The sequence below is a fragment of the Mycolicibacterium chubuense genome (assembly GCF_001044255.1).
In the GTDB taxonomy this organism is placed as follows: domain Bacteria; phylum Actinomycetota; class Actinomycetes; order Mycobacteriales; family Mycobacteriaceae; genus Mycobacterium; species Mycobacterium chubuense.
In genome coordinates this window covers 12884-33369 of record NZ_JYNX01000013.1, presented here as the reverse complement: position 1 = coordinate 33369, position 20486 = coordinate 12884, and the positions used below count along the sequence as shown (strand labels likewise).

General features: G+C 68.6%; 18 protein-coding genes. 9 read left to right on the top strand and 9 right to left on the bottom strand.

The features are described from left to right. The first annotated feature begins 19 nt into the window (after nt 1–19). From MCHUDSM44219_RS02305 to MCHUDSM44219_RS02280, 6 genes are read left to right on the top strand one after another with little or no spacing between them, the layout of a single operon-like run. Entirely contained in the window at nt 20–229 is a 210-nt protein-coding gene (locus MCHUDSM44219_RS02305; RefSeq protein ID WP_048416614.1) for a ferredoxin, read from the top strand. Beyond that, complete coding sequence (locus tag MCHUDSM44219_RS02300; RefSeq protein WP_048416613.1) at nt 226–1614, top strand: glutamine synthetase family protein; 1389 nt, start codon at nt 226–228, stop codon at nt 1612–1614. Before MCHUDSM44219_RS02305 ends, MCHUDSM44219_RS02300 begins: the two co-directional genes overlap by 4 nt. Then, complete coding sequence (locus MCHUDSM44219_RS02295) at nt 1611–2324, top strand: substrate-binding periplasmic protein (protein ID WP_048416612.1); 714 nt, start codon at nt 1611–1613, stop codon at nt 2322–2324. Before MCHUDSM44219_RS02300 ends, MCHUDSM44219_RS02295 begins: the two co-directional genes overlap by 4 nt. After that, nucleotides 2321–3031 carry a gamma-glutamyl-gamma-aminobutyrate hydrolase family protein gene (locus MCHUDSM44219_RS02290; RefSeq protein WP_048416611.1) on the top strand — a complete coding sequence of 237 codons (711 nt, stop codon included), beginning with the start codon at nt 2321–2323 and terminating at the stop codon, nt 3029–3031. Before MCHUDSM44219_RS02295 ends, MCHUDSM44219_RS02290 begins: the two co-directional genes overlap by 4 nt. Next, nucleotides 3028–3837 carry a gamma-glutamyl-gamma-aminobutyrate hydrolase family protein gene (locus MCHUDSM44219_RS02285; protein WP_048416610.1) on the top strand — a complete coding sequence of 270 codons (810 nt, stop codon included), beginning with the start codon at nt 3028–3030 and terminating at the stop codon, nt 3835–3837. The genes MCHUDSM44219_RS02290 and MCHUDSM44219_RS02285 overlap by 4 nt, the downstream gene beginning before the upstream one ends. Before the next feature lie 11 nt (nt 3838–3848). Further along, on the top strand, nt 3849–5366 hold the full coding sequence (locus MCHUDSM44219_RS02280) for a PucR family transcriptional regulator (RefSeq protein WP_048416609.1): 1518 nt from the start codon (nt 3849–3851) through the stop codon (nt 5364–5366). On the opposite strand, the gene MCHUDSM44219_RS02275 is transcribed toward MCHUDSM44219_RS02280, so the two are convergent. The 4 genes from MCHUDSM44219_RS02275 to gabT are packed head-to-tail and all read right to left on the bottom strand — an operon-like array spanning nt 5303 to nt 10472. After that, the gene (locus MCHUDSM44219_RS02275) at nt 5303–6439 is read right to left on the bottom strand and encodes a CaiB/BaiF CoA transferase family protein (RefSeq protein ID WP_048416608.1); all 1137 of its coding nucleotides are present in this window, start codon (nt 6437–6439) and stop codon (nt 5303–5305) included. The genes MCHUDSM44219_RS02280 and MCHUDSM44219_RS02275 overlap by 64 nt on opposite strands. Beyond that, complete coding sequence (locus MCHUDSM44219_RS02270) at nt 6436–7896, bottom strand: aldehyde dehydrogenase family protein (RefSeq protein ID WP_048416607.1); 1461 nt, start codon at nt 7894–7896, stop codon at nt 6436–6438. The genes MCHUDSM44219_RS02275 and MCHUDSM44219_RS02270 overlap by 4 nt, the downstream gene beginning before the upstream one ends. Beyond that, a complete protein-coding gene (locus tag MCHUDSM44219_RS02265; protein WP_048416606.1) occupies nt 7893–9101 on the bottom strand; it encodes an acyl-CoA dehydrogenase family protein in 1209 nt (402 codons plus the stop codon). The genes MCHUDSM44219_RS02270 and MCHUDSM44219_RS02265 overlap by 4 nt, the downstream gene beginning before the upstream one ends. A gap of 18 nt (nt 9102–9119) precedes the next feature. After that, complete coding sequence (gene gabT / locus MCHUDSM44219_RS02260; protein ID WP_048416605.1) at nt 9120–10472, bottom strand: 4-aminobutyrate--2-oxoglutarate transaminase; 1353 nt, start codon at nt 10470–10472, stop codon at nt 9120–9122. Nucleotides 10473–10638: 166 nt separating this feature from the next. Between gabT and MCHUDSM44219_RS02255 the strand changes: the two genes are divergently transcribed. Further along, nucleotides 10639–12108, top strand: a complete 1470-nt coding sequence (locus tag MCHUDSM44219_RS02255) for a flavin-containing monooxygenase (RefSeq protein ID WP_048416604.1) — start codon at nt 10639–10641, stop codon at nt 12106–12108. Between the two features lie 10 nt (nt 12109–12118). Continuing rightward, on the top strand, nt 12119–13600 hold the full coding sequence (locus MCHUDSM44219_RS02250; RefSeq protein WP_048416603.1) for a flavin-containing monooxygenase: 1482 nt from the start codon (nt 12119–12121) through the stop codon (nt 13598–13600). A 26-nt stretch (nt 13601–13626) separates the two neighbouring features. Here the strand turns inward: MCHUDSM44219_RS02250 and MCHUDSM44219_RS02245 are convergent, their stop codons facing one another. Beyond that, complete coding sequence (locus MCHUDSM44219_RS02245) at nt 13627–14742, bottom strand: Rv3169 family protein (protein WP_048416602.1); 1116 nt, start codon at nt 14740–14742, stop codon at nt 13627–13629. Then, nucleotides 14742–15878: a phosphotransferase family protein gene (locus MCHUDSM44219_RS02240; protein ID WP_048416601.1), complete on the bottom strand. Its 1137-nt coding sequence runs from the start codon at nt 15876–15878 to the stop codon at nt 14742–14744. Before MCHUDSM44219_RS02240 ends, MCHUDSM44219_RS02245 begins: the two co-directional genes overlap by 1 nt. A gap of 66 nt (nt 15879–15944) precedes the next feature. Here MCHUDSM44219_RS02240 and MCHUDSM44219_RS02235 point away from each other — a divergent pair, with 66 nt between their 5' ends. Then, nucleotides 15945–16550 carry a TetR/AcrR family transcriptional regulator C-terminal ligand-binding domain-containing protein gene (locus MCHUDSM44219_RS02235; protein WP_048416600.1) on the top strand — a complete coding sequence of 202 codons (606 nt, stop codon included), beginning with the start codon at nt 15945–15947 and terminating at the stop codon, nt 16548–16550. Here MCHUDSM44219_RS02235 and MCHUDSM44219_RS02230 read toward each other — a convergent pair whose 3' ends face one another. The 3 genes from MCHUDSM44219_RS02230 to MCHUDSM44219_RS02220 are packed head-to-tail and all read right to left on the bottom strand — an operon-like array spanning nt 16551 to nt 20469. Continuing rightward, nucleotides 16551–17327 (bottom strand): enoyl-CoA hydratase, encoded by a 777-nt coding sequence (locus MCHUDSM44219_RS02230; protein ID WP_048416599.1) that lies wholly within the window; start codon nt 17325–17327, stop codon nt 16551–16553. Beyond that, nucleotides 17327–18898 (bottom strand): NADH-quinone oxidoreductase subunit NuoN, encoded by a 1572-nt coding sequence (nuoN, locus tag MCHUDSM44219_RS02225; RefSeq protein WP_048416598.1) that lies wholly within the window; start codon nt 18896–18898, stop codon nt 17327–17329. Before nuoN ends, MCHUDSM44219_RS02230 begins: the two co-directional genes overlap by 1 nt. After that, nucleotides 18895–20469: an NADH-quinone oxidoreductase subunit M gene (locus tag MCHUDSM44219_RS02220; RefSeq protein WP_048416597.1), complete on the bottom strand. Its 1575-nt coding sequence runs from the start codon at nt 20467–20469 to the stop codon at nt 18895–18897. The genes nuoN and MCHUDSM44219_RS02220 overlap by 4 nt, the downstream gene beginning before the upstream one ends. Between the last annotated feature and the right edge of the window lie 17 nt (nt 20470–20486).

Sequence of the window (20486 nt, the reverse complement as noted above, 5' to 3'; positions counted from 1 at the left end):
CCTCCGAAAGGACCTCCCAATGCGCATCACCGTCGACCGCAGCCTGTGTCAGGACCACGGCCAGTGCACCATCGCCGCACCGAACGTCTTCACCCTCGATGACGACGGGAAGCTCGAGTACGACCCGAGCCCCGACGAATCGGAGCGCGACGCCGTCGCCGAGGCCGCCGATGTCTGCCCTGCCCAGGCGATCTCGTTCGCGTTCTCCGTCATCGAGGTGAACAGATGACGACCACACCGCTCGACGCGCACCGGCAGCTCAACGCCACGAGCCCCGGCTTGGTGGAGGCGCAGGAGATCATCGATGACCACGGAGTGGAGTTCGTCTACTTCCAGGCGATCACCATCACCGGACGCGTCGTCGGCAAAGTGGTCCCGGCGCGGCATTTCCATCGGTTGTCGATCAAGGGGGTGCAGCAGCACCAGACCGCGGTCGCCAATCTGCAGAGCACCCGCGAAGGCGATCTGATGGCGGGCGGAGGGCACGCGCCCGAGTACACCGCTGTTCCGGACCTGGACACCTTCGCCGTCCTGCCGTGGGACACCAGCTTCGCCCGGGTGTTCTGCCGGCTCTATGAACCTGACCATCTCATCGACCGGGCCGGCGCGGAGTTCGCCTGCGACAGCAGGGGTTTACTGCACCGCATGCATGCCGGTTTCTCCGACCGGACCGGGTTGGAGCTGCGCACGGGGTGCGAACCGGAGATGACCTGGCAGGGCGAAGGTCTGGAAGCGCAGTTCCGGCCCGGCTCGAGCCCGGCCTATCACATCGAACACCTCGAGCGGAACCGGCCGATCGTCAAGAAGGTCGTCCAGTACGCCCAGGCGTTGGGCCTGGACATGGTCGAAGGCGACTACGAGGACGAGTTCCAGGTCGAGTTGAACTTCATGTTCGACCGAGCCGACCTGACGGCCGACCGACTCACCACCTACCGTCAGATCTGCAAACAGGTGGCCCGCGAATTGGGTATCCATGCGAGCTTCATGCCCAAGCCCGCCACCGGGATGATGGGCAACGGCTGCCATCACAACTTCAGTCTCTGGCGCGACGACGAGGTCAACGTGCTCGTCGATCCCGGAGTGACCGAGCTGCACCTGTCCACGGTCGGACAGCACGCCCTCGGTGGTCTGCTGGCCCACTCCGCCGGTGCGATGCTGGTGAACGGGTCCACCGTGAATTCGTACAAGCGTTACTGGGACGCTGGACAATTCGCGCCGTCGCGGATCAACTGGGGTCTCGACAACAAGACCTGCACGGTCCGCCTGTCGGCGAACGGTCGACTGGAGTACAAGCTGCCCGACGCTGCGGTCAACCCGTACCTGTCTCACGCGGTGATCCTCGCTGCCTGCGAGGACGGCATGAAGAATGCGATCGATCCCGGAGCGCCGACGCGAGGCTCGTCCTACGACACCGTGCAGGACGAGCTGTTCCCGGCCCTGCCGCTCACGCTCGGCGAGGCGATCGACGCCTTTCGCGCCGATGAGGTGCTCACCCAGGCTCTCGGTCCGGAGTTGTCGGCGCTGCTCGTCGACTTCCACGCCGACGAATGGGCCCGCTTCTGCGGGGTCGTCACCGACTGGGAGCGTCAGATGTACTGGAACGACGCGCCGTGACCGCATCCTCGCATCCGCTGCGTCTGGCCTGTCTGGACGCCGAAGCGCCCCCACTGTTCTCGCTGTGGACGCCCGAACACGGCCGGCGGGGCTACGAACCCGCCGTCGCCGACGCGCTCGGGTCACAACTCGGCCGTCCCGTCGAATGGGTGCGCGTGCCCTGGGTCGAGATGATTCCCGCGGTACAGCGTGGTGATGCCGACGCGGTGCTGTGCGGGCAGGGCATCACGGCTGAACGCCGAGCGCAGGTCGACTTCACCCGGCCGTACGCCGTGTTCCACGAAGGTGTGTTGATCCGGCGGGGCGACGACATCGAGGGGCCTGACGATCTGGTCGGCCGCAGGGTCGCCGCGATCGAGAACAGCACCAACATGGCGCTGGTCGAGACCTTCACGGGGGCGGTGCCGGTGCCGTTCGGGCCCGGCTCCGACGACGTCTACGCCGACATGCTCGCCGCGCTGCTCGCCAAGGACGTCGACGCCGTCGTCGACGACGACGTGGTGTTCGTCCCGTTGGGCGCCACTCATCCCGATTACGACCTCGCGTTCACGGTGCCGACCGGTAACCGATGGGGAATCGCGGTGGCCAAGGACCGGCCCGACATTCTGGCCGACATCGACGACGCACTCGGTCGTCTCATCGATTCCGGTCGCCTGCGCGATGTCTGGGAGGAGTGGCTGCCGACCCTCGAATACCCGTTCGGGACGTGAACCGGCCGTTGGTGGCCGTGCCCGGCCGCCGGGCCCCGCACGTGCCGATCCTGCGTTTCTCGGCGACGCTGGTCGCCGAGGCGATCTGTGAGGCAGTGTGGACGGCCGGCGGCGAACCGGTGACGGTGCACGGCCCTGCCGCCGACCCGGGCGCTGAACTACCCGGCAGATTGGCCGCTTTCGACGGCGTGCTCCTTCCGGGTGGTGCCGATGTGGACCCGTGCCGTTACGGAGCCGACCTCGATCCGCACACCCACGACACGGTGGCCTTCCAGGACGAGTTCGACCTGGCAGTGATCCGTGCGGTGCTGCAACTGGAGCTGCCGGCCTTGGCCATCTGCCGAGGGATGCAGGTTCTCAACGTCGCGCTGGGGGGCACCCTGGTTCAGCACGTCGAGGAGACCGACACGCTGCACCACAACGCCGTTCATCAGGTGTCGGTGAGCGCCGGATCCCGGCTGCACGCGATCGTGGGCGTCGAGACCATCGACGTGTCGTCGTACCACCACCAGGCGCTGGGGCGACTGGCTCCCGATCTGACTGCGACGGCCGTCGCGGCCGACGGCGTCGTCGAGGCCGCCGAGCATCGGCGCGCCGACGTCCTCGGCGTGCAATGGCATCCCGAGGACCGCCCCACCTCGACCACCGACGCCGCACTGTTCGCCGACCTCGTCGACCGCGCGGGTAAACGAAAGGACTCTCGATGAACCACCGGGTGGAGCTCCGCGATGTCATGCCGACGTCGTCCGCCCCCGACCGTCCCCGGGCCCACATCTGTGTCCTCGCTTCGCTCAACTTCCCGGACATCAGCCCGGCGGATGTCGCGCTGATCCGGCGGTTCACCCGCGTGGCGCTCTCGACGCTTCACGAACTCGGCGCGTCATACGACATCTGGGACACCACCGAGCCACTCGCGAACGCGCACAAGGCAGCAGAATTCGATGGTCTGCTGCTGCTCGGCGGCGGAGACATCGACGCATCCTGCTACGGAGTCCACCCGCCCCATCCGAAGGCCTACGGTGTCGACCTCCGCGCCGACCGGGACGCGCTCGCCGTCATCGCCGCCGCCGAGGCAGCTGATCGCCCGATTCTCGGCATCTGCCGGGGCTCGCAGCTCCTGAACGTGGCGCGCGGCGGCACGATCATCGGCGACATCGTGGACTACACCCTGCATCATGGAGCGCCCGGCGAGCCCGAGTTCGTCGACGAGCCGATCGATCTCGTTCCCGGTACCCGGCTGGCCGCGATCCTCGGCGCACAGCGCGTCATCGGACGATCCGGCCATCATCAGGCGGTGGACCGGGTGGGTACCGGTCTGGTCGTCGCGGCCCGGGCGTTGGACGGCATCGTCGAGGCGGTCGAGGATCCACACCGGTGGTTTCTGGGGGTGCAGTGGCACCCGGAGGACGACGACGGTCCGGAGGCTGACCGCACGGCCTTGTTCGCGGCGTTCGTGGATGCGGCCGAACAGGTGCGCCACGTCATGCTGGCCGCGGCGGCTGCCGACGAGTAAGACTGCTCTTCGTGGCGATCACCGCGCGGGAGCTGGCTCAGGTCGAGGGTCTGGGTCTGGCTCTCATCGCCGGTGCGACCGCCGCCGAGCGCGACATCACCTGGGCGCACGCGATCGAATTGGCCGATCCGACCCCGTACCTGTCCGGCGGCGAACTGGTGATGACCACCGGTATCAACATCGGCACCGATGAGCGGACGCAGTTCGACTACGTCGCACGCCTGGCCGCGGCCGGCGTCTCCGCGCTGGCGGTCGACACCGGGACCACACTCGCCGAGGTGCCCGCCGGCGTGCTCGCTGCCGGCGACGGACTCGGCCTTCCGGTTCTGGAGGTGCCCCCGTCCACACCGTTCATCGCGATCACCCGCACGGTCATCGACGCGGTCAAGGCCGACGAACTCCGGGCGGTGCAGCGCGTGGTGGACGGGCAGGAGGTGCTCGCCCGCGCGACGCTGCGCGGCGGCATTCCCGGCGTGGTCGAAGCACTGGCCGAGAAGCTGGCCGGCACGGTGCTGGTCGTCGGCACCGAGGGCACGGTGCTGGCCGCGGCGGGCAGCGAGCAGGACCGGCTCTTCGCCGTCGTCGTCGACGGCGCGCACTCGCCGGCGGCGCGCCGAGGGGGCGCGTATGTCACCGGCGATGCCGAGGGCTACGTCACGGTCCAGAACCTCCGTGCGGCGCAACCGCTTCGGGGCCAGCTGGCGGTGCGGACGGCAGCGCCGATGTCGAACTCGGAGCGGTTACTCGTCGCGCATGCGGTGTCGCTGATCTCGATCGCGCTGGAAAAGCCGGCCGGTGTGGCGGAGGCGGAGCAACGTCTGCGTACGGCGGCGACGCGCGCGCTGCTGCAGAGCTCCGTCGTCGACGACGGCGTGCTGCGCTATTTCGGTTTCGAGCCGCACGCCGATGTCGTGGTGGCGGTTCTCCACGACGTCGGACCGATGCTGGCCGCCGAACAGGATCTGGGGCGGCTGCTCGCGACCGCCGGGCCCTATCTGATGGCCCCGGTGGGCGACGAGGTGGTGATCGTGGTGCCGGGCAGCGAGAGACGACGTATCGACGGCCTCGCATCCGGGTTGGCGCAGCCACCCACCGGCGGCGTGAGCGACGCCGTCAGCGTCGACGAGATCGCTGTGGGCGTGGAACAGGCCCGCATCGCCGGACAGGCACACCCCGGACGGATGGCCGCGTTCGCCGACCTCGGGACGTTCGGGGTGCTCCTCGGCGGCCGCAGTGCCGTCGAGTTGACCGTACTGGCAGCACCGTTGACGCCGTTGGACACCGAGCTGGTCGGGACGCTCGAGGCCTATCTGCGGCGCAACGGTCATCTGGAGGCCGCGGCCACCGACCTGCGTATCCATCGCCACACGATGCGCCACCGGATGCGCCGCATCGGCGCGCTGCTGGCCGACGACGTCGACGTCGTGGACAGCCGGGTGCGACTATGGCTCGCGATCCGGGCCCGTCAGCTGCTCTCCGAGCGGCAACCGTCGGCGCTACCGCCCAGCGGGGGAGGGCTGAGCCGGTAGCTGACAGGTGTGGCTGACAACTCGATCGGATTGGCGACCTGCGGTGTGGATCCGTCGGGCATGCCGACCGTGGCGTCGATGCCGAGCTGGCGCGCGAAGGCGAACGCCTCGGACACGTCGTTGATCGGGCCGGCCGGCACTCCCGCGGCCGTCATGACCGCATACCAGTGATCGGCACCGTGGCGGCTCATCTCGGCTTCGATCAACGCGCACAACGCTTCCCGGTTGCTCACACGGACGGGGTTGGTGAGGAACCTCGGGTCGTCCGCCCAGTCGGGTCTGCCGAGGGCGGCGCTGAACGCACGGAACTGTTTGTCGTTGCCGACGGCGATCGCGATCGGCCGGTCGGCGGTCTCGAACGTCTGATACGGCGTGATGCTCGGGTGCCGGTTGCCCATCATGCCCGGGACCACTCCCGCACCCAGATAGCCGGATGCCTGATTCACCAGCGAGGAGAGCAGCACCGACATCAGGTTGGTGTCCACCCGCTGACCCTCGCCGGTGCGGTCGCGGTGTGCGAGCGCGGCCAGGATGCCGCTGAGCGCGTGCAGGCCCGCGAGTACGTCGACCAGTGCCACCCCGACCTTGGTGGGATCGCCGGGCTCGGTGCCGGTGACGCTCATCAGCCCGCCCACGGCCTGCACCAGCAGGTCGTAACCGGGCAGGGCGGCCCCGCCGGCGCGGCCGAATCCGGTGATCGAGCAGTAGATGACGTCGGGCCGGAGTTTTCGCACGTCCTCGTAGCCGAGCCCGAGCTTCTCCATGGTGCCGGCGCGGAAGTTCTCCACGACGATGTCGGCGCCGCTGACCAATTCGCGCGCTCGCAGGAGGTCGTCGGGATCGGCGAGGTCCAGCGCGACGGATCGCTTGTTGCGGTTGACGGCGTTGAAATAGGTTGCCACACCCGCCGAATCGTGCGGCGGACCCCAGTGCCGGGTGTCGTCGCCGGTGCCCGGCCGCTCGACCTTGATGACATCGGCGCCGAAGTCGCCGAGCATCATCGTCGCGTACGGTCCCGCGAGCACCCTGCTGAAGTCGACGACGACGATGCCGTCGAGCGCCCCCCGCGTCACGCGCCCGCCCGCCCGCCGCGCAGGTACACCGTGGTGGTGTGGGTGAAGAACTCGCGCGCGGCGCCGCCCTGCTCTTTCGGGCCGAGCCCGCTCTTCTTGGCTCCGCCGAACGGCACGTGCGGATCGGCACCGGCAGACTCGGAGTTCACGTGCAACACGCCGACGTCGATCTGCTCCACGGCCTGCAGCGCTCGGGTGAGGTCCTGGGTGAACACCGCTGCGGACAGCCCGAACTCGCTGTCGCCGGCGAGCGCGAAGGCTTCCTCGGCGTCGGCTGCCCGCGCCACCGCCAGCACCGGTCCGAACAGCTCCTCGGTCCACACGTCCGCGGTGACACCGTCGAGCTCCAGGATGGTCGGCGCGACGAAGAAGCCCTCGGCCCGGGCACTGTCCGCATAGGGTTGCCCTCCGGTCAGCACGAACCCACCCTGCGTGGCGGCGGTCGCGATCCCGGCTGCGATGCTCTGCCGCGCAGCAGCGCTGATCACCGGCCCCATCTCGGTGGCGTCGTCGGTGGGATCACCGACCCGCAGACGCTGGGCCCGGTCACACAGTGACTCCAGGAACCGGTCGGCGATTCCCGAGGTGACGATCAATCGCGATGTCGCCGTGCACTTCTGGCCGGTAGAGCGGAACGCGCCCAGCATCACCTGCTCGAGCGCGAGGTCGATGTCGGCGTCGTCGAGCACCACCGCGGCGTTCTTGCCGCCCATCTCGGCCTGTACCGGCACGCCGCGCGCCGCGCCGGTGGCGGCGATGCGCCGCCCGATCCCGGTGGAACCGGTGAAGGTGAGCGCGTCGACACCCGGATGACCGACGATGGCGTCGCCGATGTCCGGTCCGCCGACGAGCAGGTTGAGCACACCCGCAGGCAGGCCGGCCGTGGTCAGCGCTTCGGCGAGCCGCATCGCGAGCAGCGGAACGGTGCCGGCCGGTTTCCAGACGACGGTGTTGCCGTACACCAGGGCAGGCGCGATCTTCCACGCCGGGATCGCAATGGGGAAGTTGAACGGCGTGATCACCCCGACGACCCCGATCGGCTTACGAGTGACCAGGATTCGCTCACCGGAGCGCGGTGAGGCGAACATCTCTCCGGCCTGCCGGTCGCCCTCGTTGCCGTAGTAGCGCAGGATCTGGGCGGCGCGCTGCACTTCACCGATGCCCTCGGCCAGGGTCTTGCCCTCTTCGACGGCCAGTTCCCGTCCCCACTCCCGCGCGTGGCCGGCGACCACGTCCGACGCGGCGAGCAACAGCGCACCGCGCTGGTGAATCGGGGTCGCCGCCCAGGCTCTGGCAGCCTCGGTGGCGGCCGCGACCGCCTCGTCGACGTCCGCGGCGACGGCACCGCGGCCCTCGGCCACCACGACGTGCGGGCGGGCCGGATTGACGCTGCGCACCGGTTCGCCGCTGCCGGCCAACCACTGTCCGGCGATCAGGTGTCGGATGCCGGCGGTCATGACCGGAACGCGGCGTGCCCGGTCAGCGCCTTGCCGATGGAGAGCAGATGCATCTCGGAGGTGCCCTCGTAGGTGAGCACCGATTCCAGGTTGTTGGCGTGCCGCAGCGGGGAGTACTCCAGCGTGATTCCGCTGCCGCCCAGCAGGGTTCGGCACTCACGGGCGATGGCCAGGGCCTCCCGCACGTTGTTGAGCTTGCCCAGGCTGACCTGTTCCGGTGCGACGCCCTCGGCGTCCTTGATCCGGCCCAGATGGATCGCGAGGAGCATGCCCTTGCCGAGTTCGACGGTCATGTTCGCCAGTTTCTCCTGGGTCAGCTGGTAGCTCGACAGCGGCCTGTCGAAGACGCTGCGGGTGCCGGTGTACTCGATCGCCGTCTCGAGGCTGTCGCGGGCGGCGCCGAGCGCGCCGAAGACGATGCCGAAGCGAGCCTCGTTGAGACAGGACAGCGGTGCGCCGAGGCCTGCGGCGTGGGGCAGCTGCGCCGACGCGGGCAGGCGCACGTTGTCGAGCACCAACTCCGAGGTGACCGACGCGCGCAGCGACAGCTTGCGGTGGATCGCGTTGGCGGTGAATCCCGGTGTGTCGGTGGGCACCAGGAACCCGCGGATACCGTCATCGGTGCGTGCCCACACGGTGGCGACGTCGGCGAGGTTGCCGTTGGTGATCCACATCTTGGTGCCGTCGAGCACCCAGTCTGCGTTCTCTCCGGCGCCGGAGCGCCTTGCACGGGTGCGCATGCCGGCCGGGTTCGAGCCGAAGTCGGGTTCGGTCAGGCCGAAGCATCCGATCGCCTCACCGGTCGCGAGCCGCGGCAGCCATTCGTTCTTCTGTTCCTCGGACCCGTAACGGTGGATGGAGAACATCGACAGGGATCCCTGCACCGAGACGAAGCTGCGGAAGCCGCTGTCGCCGGCCTCGAGCTCCATGCAGGCCAGTCCATAGCTGACCGCGTTGGTGCCGGCGCAGCCGTAACCGTCCAGATGCATGCCCAGCAGGCCCAGGGCGCCGAACTCCTTGGCGAGTTCTTTGGGCAGGGTGGCCGATTCGAACCAGTTCTCGATGTCGGGACGCAGCACGGTGTCGACGAATTTGCGTACGGTCGCGCCGATCTCGCGTTCGTCATCGTCGAGCAGGCGGGCGGTGTCGAACAGTTCCAGCGGCGCGTAGATGGTCTTCTTCGGCGCAGAAGCAAGAGCGGTCATGGTGGTACTCCCGTTCGGTCAGAGGGTGGAGAAGCCGTCGCGCAGGACGTCGAAGGCCTCGACGAGCAGCGCATCGGAGATGGTCAGCGGGGGCAGGAATCTCAGCACGTTGCCGAACGTCCCCGCGGTGAGGGTGAGCACGCCGTTGTCGAGGCAGTGCCGGGTCAGCGCGGCCACCGCGTCGCGGTGCGGGTCACGGCTGCCCGGCACCACCAGTTCGATCGCCATCATCGCGCCGCGGCCGCGGATCTCGCCGATCACACCGGTGCGCCGGGCGATGTCGGCCAGTTCGCGCGCCATCACGTCGCCGATGACCCGGGCGCGCGACAGCAGGTCGGCGGTCTCGATCTCCTCGAACACCCCGAGCGCGGCGGCGCAGGCCACGGGATTGCCGCTGTAGGTGCCGCCGATACCACCCGGCTGCGCGGCGTCCATGACGTCGGCACGACCGGTGACCGCCGCCAACGGCAACCCGCCGGCCAGACCCTTGGCGGTGACGAGCAGGTCGGGCACCAGGCCCTCGTGGTCGGAGGCGAACCAGCTACCGGTGCGCGCGATGCCGGTCTGCACCTCGTCGGCGACCAGCAGGATGCCGCGGTCCCGGCAGAAGGCGGCGACCGACCGCAGGAACCCGTCGGCGGGGACGATGAAGCCGCCCTCACCCTGGATCGGTTCGACCACCACACACGCGACCGCGTCGGCGCCGAGCTGCGCGTCGACCAGCTGGGCGAACTGACTGAAGGCCTCGTCAGCGCAGTGTTCCGGTCCCGAGGGCCAGCGGTACGGGTAGGCCATCGGCGCCCGGTACACCTCGGGGGCGAACGGGCCGAAGCCGTGCTTGTAGGGCTGGTTCTTCGCGGTCATCGTCATGGTCAGTAGCGACCGTCCGTGAAACGCGTGGTCGAACACGACGACCGCGGATCGTCCGGTGGCGGCGCGGGCATACTTCACGGCGTTCTCCACCGCCTCGGCGCCGGTGTTGAACAGCGCGGTGCGCTTCTCGTGGTCGCCCGGGGTGATCCGGTTCAGTGTCTCGGCGACCTCGATGTAGGGCTCGTACGGGGTGGCCAGGAAACAGGTGTGGGTGTACAGCGGCAGCTGGGCCATCGCCCTGGACACCACCGCCGGCGCCGCGTTGCCCACCGTGGTGACGGCGATTCCGCTGCCCAGATCGATGAACGAGTTGCCGTCCACGTCGACGACGACCCCGCCGCCGGCCGCGGCCACGTACACACCGGCGGAGCTGGTCAGGCCCGCCGGCAGCGCCGCCGCGCGGCGGGCCGCCAGCTCCCGCGACCTCGGACCCGGAACCTCGGTGCGCACCCGGCGCCGCTGATCGAGGGAGGGTCCGCCGGTGAGCATGGCTGTCATGGCTTCACCGTAGGGAGATTCACGACAGCAGTACATGTCCAGGCCGGACAGCCGAACCGGCGATTATGTACGGAACGGCCAGTCAACAGATTGCGCGAGATCGTCGACGGGGCGGGTGGCGGAGCCCTAGGGTGGGTGGTACGCGGGCGGACCACAGGAGGTTGCGGTGCAGGACTACTCCGACGTGCTGATCATCGGTGCGGGCATCTCCGGGATCGGCGCCGCGTACCGGGCCACCGAGCGCAACCCGGGACTGCGGTACACCATCCTGGAGCGGCGATCGCGCATCGGCGGCACGTGGGATCTGTTCCGCTATCCGGGCATCCGTTCGGACAGCGACATCTTCACGCTGTCCTTCCCATGGGAGCCGTGGACCCGCCAGGAGAACGTGGCCGACGGGCAGTACATCCGGCAGTACCTGGAAGACACGGCCCGCAAGCACGGCATCGATCAGCACATCCGGTTCGACACGCACGTGACGTCGGTGGACTGGGATTCGTCGACGGACACCTGGACCGTGCGCGCCGAGCAGGACGGGCAGGAGCGCATCTTCCGCGCCCGATTCCTGTTCTGCGGCACCGGCTATTACAGCTACGACGCGCCCTACCGCCCCGACATCGCCGGCCTCGACCGATTCGGCGGGCAGGTGGTGCACCCGCAGTTCTGGCCCGACGACCTCGACTACACGGGCAAACGGGTGGTCGTGATCGGCAGCGGGGCGACCGCCATCAGCCTCATTCCCGCGCTGAGCGAGAAGGCGGCACACGTCACGATGCTGCAGCGGTCGCCGACGTACATGATGTCGATGGCGCGGATCGACCCGATGGTCGACGCCATCCGCAAGATCCTGCCCCGCAAGCTGTCCCATGCCGTGGTGCGCTTCCGCAACGCGATGTTCCACGTGCTGACGTACTTCATGTTCCGCAAGGCGCCGCGGTTCGGCCGCTGGCTGATCCGCAACCGCACGATGGCGGCGCTGCCGCCCGGCTACGACGTCGACGTGCACTTCAAACCGCGGTACAACCCGTGGGATCAGCGCATGTGCCTGGTCCTCGACAACGATCTCTTCGAGAAGGTGAAGCAGGGCCGTGCGGAGGTGGTGACCGACACCATCGACCACGCCGACGAGTCCGGGATCGTGCTGAGCTCCGGCGCACGCCTGGACGCCGACATCATCGTCACCGCCACGGGTCTGCAGCTGCAGGCGCTCGGCGGCATCCGGGTGTTCGTCGACGGCGGCGAGATCGACCCGACAGACCGGTTCGTCTACAAGGAGTACCTCATCGAGGATCTGCCGAACATCGCGTGGTGCATCGGCTACACCAACGCCTCGTGGACGTTGCGGGCCGACATGACCGCGAAGGCCTTCGCGAAGCTGGTGGCCTACATGAATTCTCACGGCTACACGCATGCCTACCCGCACCGAGGTGATGAGCCGATCGCGGAGAAGCCCGCGTTCGACCTGCAGGCGAACTACATCAAGCGCGCCCCGCACGCGTTACCGCGCTCGGGCACCCGCCGTCCGTGGAACGTGCGGCACAACTACGTGCTCGACGTCATCGACCACCGGTTCGACCGGATCGAGGAGTCGATGGTGTTCGGCCGCGCGGCGGTGAGGGCGGTCACGTCGGCATAGGGGGTTGGTCATGGATGCGCGCGAGTCGGAATACAGTGACGTCATCATCGTCGGGGCCGGTTTCTCCGGGATCGGCGCCGCGTACCGCATCCGCGAGAAGAACCCGGACCTGACCTTCACGATCCTGGAGCGACGCGAGCGGCTCGGCGGGACGTGGGACCTGTTCCGCTATCCGGGGATTCGCTCGGACAGCGACATCTTCACGCTGTCGTTCCCGTGGGAACCCTGGACGCGACCCGAGGCCATCGCCGACGGCCCCGACATCTGGCAGTACATGGCCGACGCTGCACGCAAACACGGGATCGACCGGCACATCCGATACCAGACCGAGGTGCGCTCCGCGGACTGGGATTCCGCGACGGACACGTGGACTGTGCGTGCCGACCACAACGGCACGGAGAACGTCTTCACGGCCCGGTTCCTGTTCTTCGCCAGTGGCTACTACGACTACAGCGCACCCTATGCGCCTGACTTCCCCGGTCTCGGCGACTTCCGCGGCGAGGTGATCCACCCGCAGCTCTGGCCCGAAGAGTTCGACACGACCGGCAAGCGCCTCGTCGTCATCGGCAGCGGTGCCACCGCGGTGAGCATGATCCCATCGCTTGCAAGCAAGGCCGCGCACGTGACGATGCTGCAGCGCACTCCGTCGTACCTGTTCTCGGTGCCGCGGGTGTTGCCGCCCATCAACGCGATCCGGCGAGTCCTGCCCGGGCGCACCGGGCATCTGGCGGCCCGCTGGGTCATGTCGATGTTCGGCTCGCTGCTGTGGCTGGTCTCGCGGGGCGCGCCCGCCCTGAGCAAGCGGTTACTGCGCTGGATGACCAAGCGCGAGCTGCCGGCGAACTATCCCGTCGACATCCACTTCCGGCCGCCGTACGACCCGTGGGACCAGCGCATGTGCTTCATGGTCGACGCAGACCTGCTCAAGGCCGTCGCGGCCGGTGACGTCGAGATCGTCACCGACCACGTCGATCACTTCGACGCCCACGGCGTCGTGCTCAGGTCCGGTCGTCGTCTGGACGCCGACGCGGTCATCACCGCCACCGGACTGCAGATGCAGGCACTCGGCGGTGCCATCCTGTCCGTCGACGGCGAGAAAGTCGAACCGCATCAACGGTTCATGTACCGCCGACATCTGCTCGAGGACGTGCCGAACGCGGCCTGGTGCATGGGCTACACCAACGCGTCGTGGACGCTGGGCGCCGACATGACGGCACGTGCGGTCGCGAACCTGTTGGCCTACATGAACTCTCATGGCTACACCCACGCCTACCCGCACCTCGGGAACGAGGCCATGGGCGAGCAGCCGGCCTTCAACCTGAAGTCGGGATACGTGTTGAGAGGCCTAAGCGCCCTCCCCAAGTCGGGGATACGGCGGCCGTGGATGCTCAGCCACACCTATGTCCGCGATGCGATCGGCCAGCGCCTGGAGTCGATCGAGGAATCGATGGTGTTCGGCCGCGCGGGGGAGCGCGAAGCGCACCCAGCCTGACCCTCGTTTCCGCCTTCGGCGACGGGTCAGGGGGCGACGGTGAGCCAGTCGGCGAAGCCCGACGGGTCGTGGCGCCCCAGCGCGCCGTGCTCGAAGAGCCCCCAACCCTCACATTCGGCGCTGTCGGCGTCGCGGCACACCGCGCGGCCGACGTGGTCGATCACGCCGAACCCGGCGCGGCCGACGACAGCCGGATCGTTCATGTCGTAGGTCAGCCGCTCGGTGAAGCGCTCGCCCTTCCACACACCGTGCAGCCAGTCCGAGTCGCCGCCGTAGCCACCGCCGACGTGGATCGGCACGGCCAGCTTCGACTCGACATCGAAATGCAGCGCGCCGCCGTCGCTTCCGGTGGCGTCGATGCTCGCTCCGGTGGGAATGCGGGTGCCGGAGCGGTAGTGGATCTTCACGCGCGGCCAGCCGAGCTGCTCGACCCGGCCGTCCTTCCAGATGCGCGTGCAGTCGTTGAGCGAGCGGAAACCCTGCGGATCCTCCTGGATGATGATCACGATGCCGAAGTCGTCGAACGCCATCGGCACGTACAGCCACCACATGCCCTCGAACGGCGGATCGTCGGGGCGTCCTGCCGGCTCCGCCTCGCCGACGGGCCGGATCCCCCAGGAGCGGTCGCGGGTGCCGATCCAGCGCGCCGGATCGACCGCGATGTCCTCACCGTCGATCGACAGCTGCCCACTCCACGTGCCCACCTGGGCGAAGCGCTGCGCGTCCAACGTGATCCGATTGCCGCGACGCATGATGTGCGGCTGCTCCTGGACGACGTCGAACAACCCCTCCCATGTCAGGTCAGCGGCGATGCCCTCGGTGTCGTCGCAGACGATGCGCAGCTTGCGCAGCGGCTCGATCACCTCGACGCGGTAGTTCCCGACGTGCTGGTTGAGCCTGTCCTGGTCGATGGCGTCGGACAGGTGCACCGCGGTCTGGGTGTCCCCCCGCCGAACCAGCAGGAAGGCGTCCTTGACCCCGAGGTTGGGGTAGTAGCCGATGCCGGTGACGACGAAGATGTCCCCGGTGCGGTCATGGGCGTTGAAGTAGGACCGGTCGTAGAAGTTACGGTCCGAGGAGCCCGGCCATGCGATCGGTTGCGGAACCTGGTGTACCGGGTACTCGTCCATCGGTCCGAGCATCAGAGCGCTTCTCCTAACAGTCGTTTCAGCAGTGAGGCGTGGTAGAACAGCGTCTCGACGTCGGCGGGCTTCTCGATCTCGCCGAAGTGCACGCGCCGGGCGCCGGTGCGCATGAACACGCAGCACCACACCACCGCGGAGTACACGTAGAACCAGTCGAGGTCGCCGACCTCCACGCCCGTGACGTCGCGGTAGGTGGCCCGGATGTCGTCCTCGCGCAGGAAGTCCGGCATCCCGGGGAGTCCGGCGAGCTTGGTCAACTCCTGGAACACCATGTGCGCGAACGCGAGCCACGCGACGTCGAACTCGCGCGGACCCACGGTGGCCATCTCCCAATCCAGTACCGCGACGGGGGAGAAGTCGCGGTACATGACGTTGCCGATCCTCGAATCCCCCCACACCAGTACGGGTTCGGTCGCGGCCACGTCGGCGGGAAAACGCTCCTCGAGCCACGCCAGCGCCCGCTCGACCAGCGGTGAGCGCCCGATGTCGGGAACGCTGAACTCATACCAGCTCTTCAGCCAGCCGAAGTGCCGGTGCAGCGCGGTCTCCCCGGGCGGGTCGATGTCCTGCAGGAAGCCGAACGTCTGCTGGGCGTTGGGGATCGAGTGCAGCGCGGCCAACACCTTCACGGTGTTGTCCTGCAGCAGGCGCTGCTGCTCCGGATCGGCGTCGAAGAGCCAGTTACCGCCGAAGGTGTAGGGCATCACGTCGGGCGGCACAATCCCGTCGACGCGGTCCATCAGGAAGAACGGCCGCCCCAGCACGTCACCGGAACGCTCGAGCCAGCGCACCGGTGGCACCGGGACATCGGTCAACTCGGCGACCAGGCGCATCACCTCGTGCTGGTGATCGAGCCGGTAGTGCTCGAAGACCGGCACGTCCGCCTCGGCGGGGGCCACTCGCGCGACCCACCGCTGCTCGACGGGGTTACCGCCCTGCACCCAGCGGCCCGAGACCAGGATGGTCTCCGACGACATGCCATTGGCGTCGACGCCGCTGTCGACGGTGATCTCGGGGGTGGTGTTGGGCAGCACCGTCGACAGCCAGGTGGACAGCGCGGCAGGGACGTTGGTCATGTCGCGGCTGGACCGTTGGAGCCGGTCGACGTCCTCGACGGCTGGGTCAGTGGTCACGAGAGAGTCCTTCCCGCCACGAATCGAGGTCCTGGCGCCTGCCAATACGATACGGTGGGTAGCGATATGAAAGCAGACCCGTCCTCGGCTGACAAGGCCCCGAGTGCCGGACGCCCACGCGACCCGCGTATCGACGCTGCCATATTGCGGGCCACGGCGGATCTCCTTGTCGAAATCGGCTACGCCAACGTCACGATGGCCGCAGTCGCCGAGCGCGCCGGCACCACCAAGACCGCGCTGTACCGCCGGTGGTCGAGCAAGGCCGAACTCGTCCACGAGGCGGCCTTCCCGGTCACCCCGTCGGCGATCGACACCCCGCCCGGTGACATCGCCGCGGATCTGCGGGCGATGGTGGCGGCGGCGCGCGATGTGTTCACCAGCCCCGTGGTGGCCGCGGCGCTGCCCGGGCTCATCTCCGACATGTCGGCCGACCCCGCGATGCTGGGCCGCGTCAGCGCACGGTTCACCGACCTGTTCGCCGCCGTGGGGACCCGATTGCGTGACGCGGTCGACCGGGGCGAGGTGCGCGACGACGTGGATCCCGACGGCCTGGTTCACCTCATCGGCGGCGCGACGATGCTGGCCCTGCTGCAGGCCCCCGACTACCTGGCGAGTGCGGCGTGGGTGGACAACACCACGTCGATCCTGCTGCACGGCGTGGCAGCGCCGTAGTCAGCCCGGGTTGATCTGCTCCCTGTTGCGCTGCGCGACGGCGGTGAAGCGGTCGCCGAGAGTGTCGAACTCGCGGTGCTGCGCGAACGCGATGCGTTCCTCGGCGGCCAGCGCGGGATCGGTCACGGCGGCCGCGCCGCTGGTGTAGATCTCTTTGAGGCCGCGCATCGTGGGCCCGGGCACGTCGGCGATCTGGGTGGCGAGCTCGACGGCCCGCTCGAGCAGCCGGCCATGCGGCACCACCTCGGTGACCAGACCGATCCGCTCGGCGCGCGCAGCGTCGACCACCTCTCCGGTCATCGACAGACGCCGCGCCATCGCGGCACCGACCAGCTGGGGGAGCCGCGCCGTCATGCCGCCGCCGGGCAGGATGCCCACCCGGGCATGGGTGTCGGCGAACACCGCCCGCTCGGAGGCGATCAGGAAGTCGCAGCCCAGCGCCATCTCCAGACCACCGGTGAACGTGGCCCCGTTCACCGCTCCCACCACCGGGGTCCGCATGGCGGCCACCGCGGCGATACAGCTCTGCGAGCGGAACTCCTCGAAGTACGAAAGGCCATCGCGCGCAGCTTCTTTGAGGTCGACGCCGGCGCAGAATGCGGGATCGGCACCTGTGAGCACCACTGCGCGGACGGACTCGTCGGCGTCCGCGGCGGTCAACGCGGCGTAGCAGGCGCGGATCAGATCGCGGCTGAGCGCGTTGCGCGCCTGCGGGCGGTTCAGCGTGATCACGCGGACGGCGCCATGGTCTTCGGTGAGCACGAGATCGGTCGACATCAGAGGAAGCGGTTGGCCGCGTTGGCCAGGTCGAGCAGCGGTTGCGGCAGCGCGCCGAGCAGGAACGTCACCGCCGCGGTGACCACTACGACGGCCGTCGTCAGCACGCTGGGCACCACCACGGTCGGCGCGTCGTCGGGACGGTCGGTGAAGAACATCAGCACGATCACGCGCACATAGAAGTACGCCGCGATCGCGCTGGCGACCACGCCGACCACCACCAGCGGGATGGCCCCGCCTTCGCCGGCCGCCTTGAACACCGCGAACTTGCTGACGAACCCGCTGGTCAACGGAATCCCGGCGAACGCCAACAGAAACAGCGAGAACACGATGCCGACCAGTGGATAGCGTTTCCCCAGCCCTGCCCACCGCGCCAGCGCGGTGTCCTCCTCGCCGTCGGCATCACGGACCAGGCCGACCACGGCGAACGCCCCGACGGTGGAGAACCCGTAGGCGAACAGATAGAACAGCGTCGACGACAGCCCCGACTCGTTGCCGGCGACCACGCCGGTGAGGATGAACCCGCTGTGCGCCACCGCCGAATACGCCAGCATCCGTTTCACGTCGTTCTGCGTGACGGCGGTGACGGTGCCGACGGCCATGGTGGCGATCGCGATGGTCCACAGCACGGGGCGCCAGTCGTCGTGCAGGCCGGGCAGCGCAACGTAGAACAGGCGCAGCATCGCGCCGAATGCCGCGATCTTGGTGGCCGCGGCCATGAACGCGGTGATCGGCGTCGGCGCGCCCTGGTACACGTCGGGGATCCACGAATGGAACGGCACGGCACCGACTTTGAACAACACGCCGACCAGGAGCAGCGCAATGCCGATCAACGCCAGGGACCGTGAACCCGTGTCCGCCGACACTGCCTCGGCGATGCCCGGCAGCGACAGCGTGCCGGCATACCCGTACAGCATCGCCGCGCCGTACAGGAAGAACGCCGACGAGAACGCCCCCAGCAGAAAGTACTTCAGGGAGGACTCCTGGGACAGCAACCGTCGCCGGCGCGCCAGCCCGCATAGCAGATACAGCGGCAACGAGAGGACTTCGAGCGCGATGAACATCGTCAGCAGATCGTCGGCCGCGGGGAACAGCAGCATGCCGCCGACGGCGAACATGGTCAACGGGAAGACCTCGGTCTGGATCACGCCCGCCGCGGTCGCCTGCTTCTCGGCGACGCTGCCGGCGATCGCGGAGGCCTGGGGGGTGAAGGCGTCCAGTCCGCCGCGCTCCGCGCCGCGGTCGGGCACGGCGATCCGGCGCTCGCCGATCAGCAGGACCCCGAGGATGCCGACGAGCACGATGGTGCCCTGCAGGAACAGCGCGGGCCGGTCGACGGCCACCGCCCCCATCACCGCAGTTGTTCCGTTGCCGCCGTGCATGTCCCGCGCGACCAGAACGACCGCGACGAACGCGCCGATCAGAGCCGCCAGGCTGAGCGCGACCTGCGCGGGGTAGCGCAGCCGGCGGGGGAGGACGGCTTCCAGCAGCACCCCGAGGACGGCCGCGCCGAAGACGATCAGCATCGGCGCGATCAGGCTGTACTCGATGGACGGGGTGGGCAGGTTCATCGCGCCGGGCCTTCCGCCATCCGGGGTGCCGGGTCGGGCTGGTCGATCGTCGTCAGCGTGTGCGTCACCGCGGGATTGATCACGTCGAGTGCGGGCTTGGGATACACCCCGAGGAGGAGGAGCAGCGCGATCAGCGGTGCGACGACGGCGATCTCGCGTGCCCGCAGATCGGGCAGCCGGGTGTCGCCCTCGGCGAGGGTCGGCGGGGTGGGTCCGGTCATCATCCGCTGGTACATCCACAGCACGTAGATCGCCGAGAGCACCAGCGCGCCGGCGGCCAGCACACCGAACACCGGGTAGCGGGTGAAGGTGCCGATGAGAACCAGGAATTCACTGATGAACGGTGCCAGCCCGGGTAGCGACAGCGTGGCCAGCCCCGCCACCAGGAAGGTGCCGGCGAGCACCGGCGCCACCTTCTGAACACCGCCGTAGGCACTGATGAGGCGGGAACCGCGGCGCGACACCAGGAATCCGGCGATCAGGAACAGCGCCGCGGTCGAGATGCCGTGGTTGACCATGTACAGCGTCGACCCGGACTGGCCCTGCGTGGTCATCACGAAGATCCCCAGGATGATGAAGCCGAAGTGCGAGATCGACGTGTAGGCGATCAACCGCATCACGTCGGTCTGACCGATCGCGACGACCGCGCCGTAGATGATGCCGATCACCGCCAGCGTGATGATCAAGGGGCTGAAGAACTTCGCGGAGTCCGGAAACAGCGTCAGGCAGTACCGGATCATGCCGAACGTCCCGACCTTGTCCATGATCGCCATCATCAGCACCGCGCTGGCCGGGGTGGCCTCGACCGCGGCGTCGGGCAGCCAGCGGTGCAGCGGCCACAGCGGCGCCTTCACCGCGAACGCGAACATGAAGCCACCGAACAGCAGGTGCATCACCACCGGGTTCATCGTGAACTCGCCGCCGGCGACCGCCGCGACGATCGCCCGCACGTCGAAGGTGCCCCCGTCGAACGCGCCGCTCGTGGACGTCGCGACATAGAGTCCGACGACCGCGGCGAGCATGATCAGACCGCCGAACAGGTTGTACAGCAGGAACTTCACTGCCGCTCGGCTGCGGTCGCGTCCGCCGAATCCGCCGATCAGGAAGTACATCGGGATCAGCATCGCTTCGAAGAACACGTAGAACAGCAGGATGTCCAGCGAAACCAGGGAGATCAGCACCATCCCCTCGACGGCCAGCGTCAGCGCGAAGTAGATGTGCACCGAGCGGCCGCCCCAGCTGAGCCGGTCGCCGGCGTCGTTCCAGCCCGCGACGATCAGCAGCGGCACCAGAACCGCCGTCAGCACCACGAGGGCGAGTGCGATGCCGTCGACGCCGAGGATGTAGCCGGTGCCGAAAGACGGGATCCAGCGGTAATTCTCGACGAACTGGTACTGCTCGCCGCCGGGGTCGAAGCCGACGGCGACGACCGCGGTGACGGCGAGCACCGCCAGTGCGACGGCCAGCGCCACCCACTTGGCCAGCGAACGGGCGGCCGCGGGCAGCACCATCACCACCACCGCGCCCAGCATCGGGAGGACCCAGAGCACGGTCAGCCACGGCAGGGACATCGAAGACGTTCCGGTCG